The organism is Mongoliibacter sp., assembly GCF_007692705.1.
Classification (GTDB): Bacteria; Bacteroidota; Bacteroidia; order Cytophagales; family Cyclobacteriaceae; genus Mongoliibacter.
The window spans coordinates 1-4,705 of the sequence record NZ_REBN01000056.1 but is presented as its reverse complement, the minus strand read 5'-3'; the positions used below and the strand labels follow the sequence as shown (position 1 = coordinate 4,705).

Sequence of the window (4,705 nt, the reverse complement as noted above, 5' to 3'; positions counted from 1 at the left end):
CCTGCATCAAGGCATTGTATTTGGCATGATCAACTCCAATGTTTTCCCATTTTGTGGAATGCTCATGTTCAGTACAGGCGACAGTCCGCACCAAATCCCCAAAATCATAAAATGCATAGCCCCCCATTAAAGTATCCAAATCAATCACAGCTTTGACTTCTGAGAGATTTTTTGCAAAAATCAGGTTATTTATTTTGGTGTCATTGTGTGTGAGCCTTAGGGGCAGTTGACTTATCCACATCTCATATTCATCTACCAAGGGCTTTTCATTAAGGTAAAACGCCACAAGCTCTTGAAGTTCTTCAGTAAGCAGCCTCTTGGTATTTGCAATGGCCGTTTTCAATTGTTCAAACCTCAAGCTAAGGTTATTGAAGCCAGGAATTACCTCCAGGAATGCTCTTGGGTCAATATGCTTACCCAATGCGATGAAATGCGCAAATGCTTCTGCCGCCAAGTAGGCTTGTCTAGGCTCTTGTATCTCATTGACACACACTCCTTCGATAAATGGCGAAAATCTGAAAAGTGAGTCTCCTATGGAGGTAAATAGTTTACCTTGAAGATTGGCAATTGGCAGTGGAATTTCAAAGGGTAAATTTTTTTGGCCTACTTCATTTATTAGTACCTGATGGTTGTGTGAAATAAGCTGCGGTTGTGTAAAAACTTTTTGATTAAATTTCTGCAAGATGAATCTGTCACTTTTTCCCTCTGCCAAATAAGTGTGATGAATATGTCCATCGCCAAATGGCTGAAGGTCTTTTTCCTGAAGGTCAAATCCATAGTGAAGGTTGAGTTCGAAAAGCCAAGGGAATTTTTGCATGGTGAAAATCTTATTTTGACAAAAGTAAGCTTAACATATTTGAAATACCATTGGTACCACAAGGACTTCAAAACTCCATGAAATTTTGCACATTTGGTAAAAGACCTTTTGCAATTCCTACATAAATATTTACATTAGTGAAATTTATTAAAGAAGTTTCAATGAGTAAGGTAAAAAAATTAACAAACCTACTGCTTAAACCCAACACCTATGAACATCTCTTTGATTGACTGGGGCATTATACTCGCCTTTTTTGTGATTTCCATGTTGATTGGGGTATATACCTCCAAAAAAGCAGGGAAGTCTGCCAAAGAGTTTTTCCTTTCGGGAAGAAATATGCCATGGTGGCTTCTTGGAGTGTCCATGGTTGCGACTACTTTTTCAGCAGATACACCAAACTTAGTCACAGACATTGTGAGAAAAGATGGAGTCTCCGGCAACTGGGTATGGTGGGCTTTCTTGTTGACAGGTATGTTGACAGTCTTTGTGTACGCCAAACTTTGGAGAAGGTCTGAGGTAACCACAGATTTGGAGTTCTATGAATTACGATATGGTGGGAAGCCAGCTGCTTTTCTTCGGGCTTTTCGTGCTTTATATCTAGGCGTTTTCTTCAACGTAGTTATTATGGCTACCGTTTCCCTGGCAGCCATCAAAATAGGAGGGGTTATGCTGGGTCTAAGTCCAGTAGAAACCCTTTTGATTGCTTCTGTAGTAACAGTGATTTATAGCTCTTTAGGTGGTCTGAAAGGGGTTTTGCTTACCGATTTCTTCCAATTCTTCATAGCCATGGCAGGAGCAATAGGTGCTGCCATCTATGTCTTGGATATGCCTGAAATTGGGTCTCTTGACAACTTATTAACACACCCCAATGTCTCTGATAAACTTGATTTCTTCCCCGATTTCAATAATTGGAATCTGGTTGTACCCCTTTTGATCATGCCATTGGCCATTCAATGGTGGGCAACCTGGTATCCCGGTGCTGAACCTGGTGGTGGTGGCTACATCGCACAGCGTATGCTTTCAGCCAAAGATGAAAAAAATGCCATAGGGGCAACGTTGTTTTTCAATATCGCACATTATGGTATTAGGCCTTGGCCGTGGATTATCATTGCACTGTCTTCTCTCATCATTTTCCCGAATGTTTCAGATATGCAAGAGGCCTTCCCGCATATTCCTGTGGATAAGTTGGGAAATGACCTGGCCTATTCGGCTATGCTGACTTTCTTGCCAACTGGCCTGATTGGAATTGTATTGGCCTCATTGATTGCAGCTGTTATGTCAACCTTATCCACACACCTCAACTGGGGTTCTTCTTACGTGGTGAATGACTTTTACCTAAGGTTTATGAAACCTGAGGCTACAGACAAAGAATTGGTTATGGTGGGGAGAATTTCAACGGTAGTCTTGATGGTTTTGGCTGCATTTCTTGCACTGGCCCTTTCAAATGCTCTCGAAGCTTTCAACATACTCCTGCAGATCGGCGCAGGCACAGGGATGATATTTATTCTCCGTTGGTTTTGGTGGAGGATCAATGCCTACACTGAAATCTATGCCATGATAATTTCATTTTTGGTAGCCATCTTCTTTGAGACCATCAACCCTAAAATTGGACTTATCCACATCCCCGAGGAAATGGCTTACCTCAAGCTGCTTTATGGTGTTGGTATTACAACAGCTGGATGGATTTTAGCTACCATATTGACTAAACCTGAAAAAGATGCAGTATTGCTTTCATTCTACAGAAAGGTCAGACCGGCTTCTTTTGGTTGGAAGAAAGTTTTGGACAGGTACCCTGACGAAAAACAAGAACAAGGTCAGCTTCCTATGGAGATAGGCTTGATGCTGGTAGGTTCCATCATGGTTTATGCTGTTTTATTTGCTGTCGGATTCTGGATTTACGGGAATATACTTTCCGCAACAATAGCTACAATGGTAGCAATTACTGGAGGATTCATCATCATAAAAAGCTGGAAAAATATGCGCTGAAAAGTTTAAAGGATACTTAAATTGGTGATTCAATTTCCATCTTATACCATGTACATTGGGAATTTCAAAAGATATCACAATATGATTATCCGCTTTATTGCCAGTAAAATCTCAATAATGAAATTAACATGTGATTTCCAGCCAAAATCAATAAGTATCCAACCCTCCGGCCTGCAGGTATCTAACATTACCGGATTGATCTAAGTCCTTGTTTAATTGGTTAGTGATGCAAATGTGGATATGTAGGTATCACAATATCGCTTCCAGCAAGTATCATCTACTGTCCACTCATTTTTTAAACTCTAAAGTATTCATCAGGTGGGCCATATCTACTTTGATGTATTCTATGGCAGGAGCCAAGGAATCGTTTTTCATGGCAGTGTCAAAATAAAGTGCTCCCCTTAGAAAGTTTTTGGTAGAATCTGTGACAAAAAACTGAAACTGTGTCGGCACTTCACCCGAAAGTTCTGCAACTACACCTGTGTAACCTTTGGGAGTCAGTGCAATTGATTCATCAATCCCATATGCTTTTACCTGATGCTTTGCTGTGAGGTTGATCGCGTCGTTCAACACTGTTTTGAGATCTTTCCCTTCCGTATCGAGAGAAAGATAGGTAAGGTGTACTTTGCCCCCCAAACCTTCATAATTTAGGTTTATCCAGTCTTTTTGTGCCAAGTTGAAGCTATCTGATTCAATACGGGCATTTTTAGAGTGCTCGAAAGAATATGGAAAGTCCCCTTCAAGACTGGTAAATGCCCTATTTGGAAGATCAATCCTGTTATATCCTTTGGGTTTGGGGAAATAATCTCCCTGACATGCGGTCAGAAAGGAAATGAAAATTAAAAGTACAAGAACTCTACGCATAATTTCAAAGTTATTGATTTGGTTTGATATGAACCCTGAGAAATTGATATTTATACTCTATACTTAAACAAGATGTTATGACAATGAAGTTAAAATTATTTTCGGTAGGCATGGTTTTGGGCATATTTTTCCTTGCACAAACCGTCAGCCAAGCTCAAACTAATATGGATGAGTTTTTAGCCAAATGGGAAGGCAGCATGCAGTTTACCATGGATGTGGTGGATAAAATGCCTGAAGATCTATTGGATTACAAACCTCACGAATCAGCTATGAGTTTTCAGGAACAGATCGTACACCTTTCTAATGCGGTAGTTGGCATGAGTCAGCAATTTTTGGGAGGGCCAGATGCCAAAAGCATCCTAGAAGCCAAACCTTCCAACAAAGAAGAACTCAAGGCACATGTTAAGCTCAGTTATGAGTATGCCATGAAAGTATTCAAGTCCGTTCCCGAAGATCAATTGGGTGATAAGGTGGAGATTTATGGAAATACAGGAAGTAAAAGACAGGTTATGGGATTTATAGATGACCATACCATCCACCACAGAGGTGCTGCTATTTCCTATATAAGAGCCAATGGAGTTGAGCCTCCGAGGTACAGGATGATGTAATTCAGAAGTATGGTTTGAGGATTATTTATGCTACCGGAAGATTTTGCAGGTGGCTTTTGGAATGGTCCCAAACAAAAGAACCGGGAAACTCTTCCCGGTTCTTTTATTATTTACATGCAATTTTTTCTACCCTGTTGAGGTGTCTTCCTCCTTCAAAATCCGTATTGAGGAAAGTTTTAACCATATTTTCAGCCAAATTATAAGGAATAAATCTAGCAGGTAAGGCAATTACATTGGCATCATTATGTTGTCTTGCCAAGACTGCAAGTTCCTCGTTCCAGCAAAGTGCAGCCCGGATATCTTGGTGTTTGTTTGCTGTGATAGCAACACCATTTCCCGAACCACAAATTAAAATTCCTTGTTCAAATTCACCTTTTTCTATGGCTTCACAAAGAGGATGTACATAGTCTGGATAATCGACTGAATCGTC

Annotated in this window: 5 protein-coding genes; 2 read left to right on the top strand and 3 right to left on the bottom strand. The window is 40.3% G+C overall.

Features of this window, described 5'->3' with window-relative positions; translation table 11 throughout:
• Positions 1 to 817 (bottom strand): aminoglycoside phosphotransferase family protein (locus EA341_RS00945; RefSeq protein WP_293010803.1); only part of this gene is annotated, 817 nt, incomplete at its 3' end.
• Positions 818 to 1,027: 210 nt separating this feature from the next.
• Between EA341_RS00945 and EA341_RS00940 the strand changes: the two genes are divergently transcribed.
• The gene (locus EA341_RS00940; protein WP_293010802.1) at positions 1,028 to 2,803 is read left to right on the top strand and encodes a sodium:solute symporter family protein; all 1,776 of its coding nucleotides are present in this window, start codon (positions 1,028 to 1,030) and stop codon (positions 2,801 to 2,803) included.
• A 288-nt stretch (positions 2,804 to 3,091) separates the two neighbouring features.
• On the opposite strand, the gene gldD is transcribed toward EA341_RS00940, so the two are convergent.
• Positions 3,092 to 3,667, bottom strand: coding sequence for a gliding motility lipoprotein GldD (gene gldD / locus EA341_RS00935; protein ID WP_293010801.1), 576 nt, complete (start codon positions 3,665 to 3,667; stop codon positions 3,092 to 3,094).
• Positions 3,668 to 3,744: 77 nt separating this feature from the next.
• Here gldD and EA341_RS00930 point away from each other — a divergent pair, with 77 nt between their 5' ends.
• The gene (locus tag EA341_RS00930; RefSeq protein WP_293010800.1) at positions 3,745 to 4,275 is read left to right on the top strand and encodes a DinB family protein; all 531 of its coding nucleotides are present in this window, start codon (positions 3,745 to 3,747) and stop codon (positions 4,273 to 4,275) included.
• 106 nt (positions 4,276 to 4,381) lie between these two features.
• Here the strand turns inward: EA341_RS00930 and EA341_RS00925 are convergent.
• On the bottom strand, positions 4,382 to 4,705 hold a 324-nt coding region (locus tag EA341_RS00925), incomplete at its 5' end, for an RpiB/LacA/LacB family sugar-phosphate isomerase (protein ID WP_293010799.1).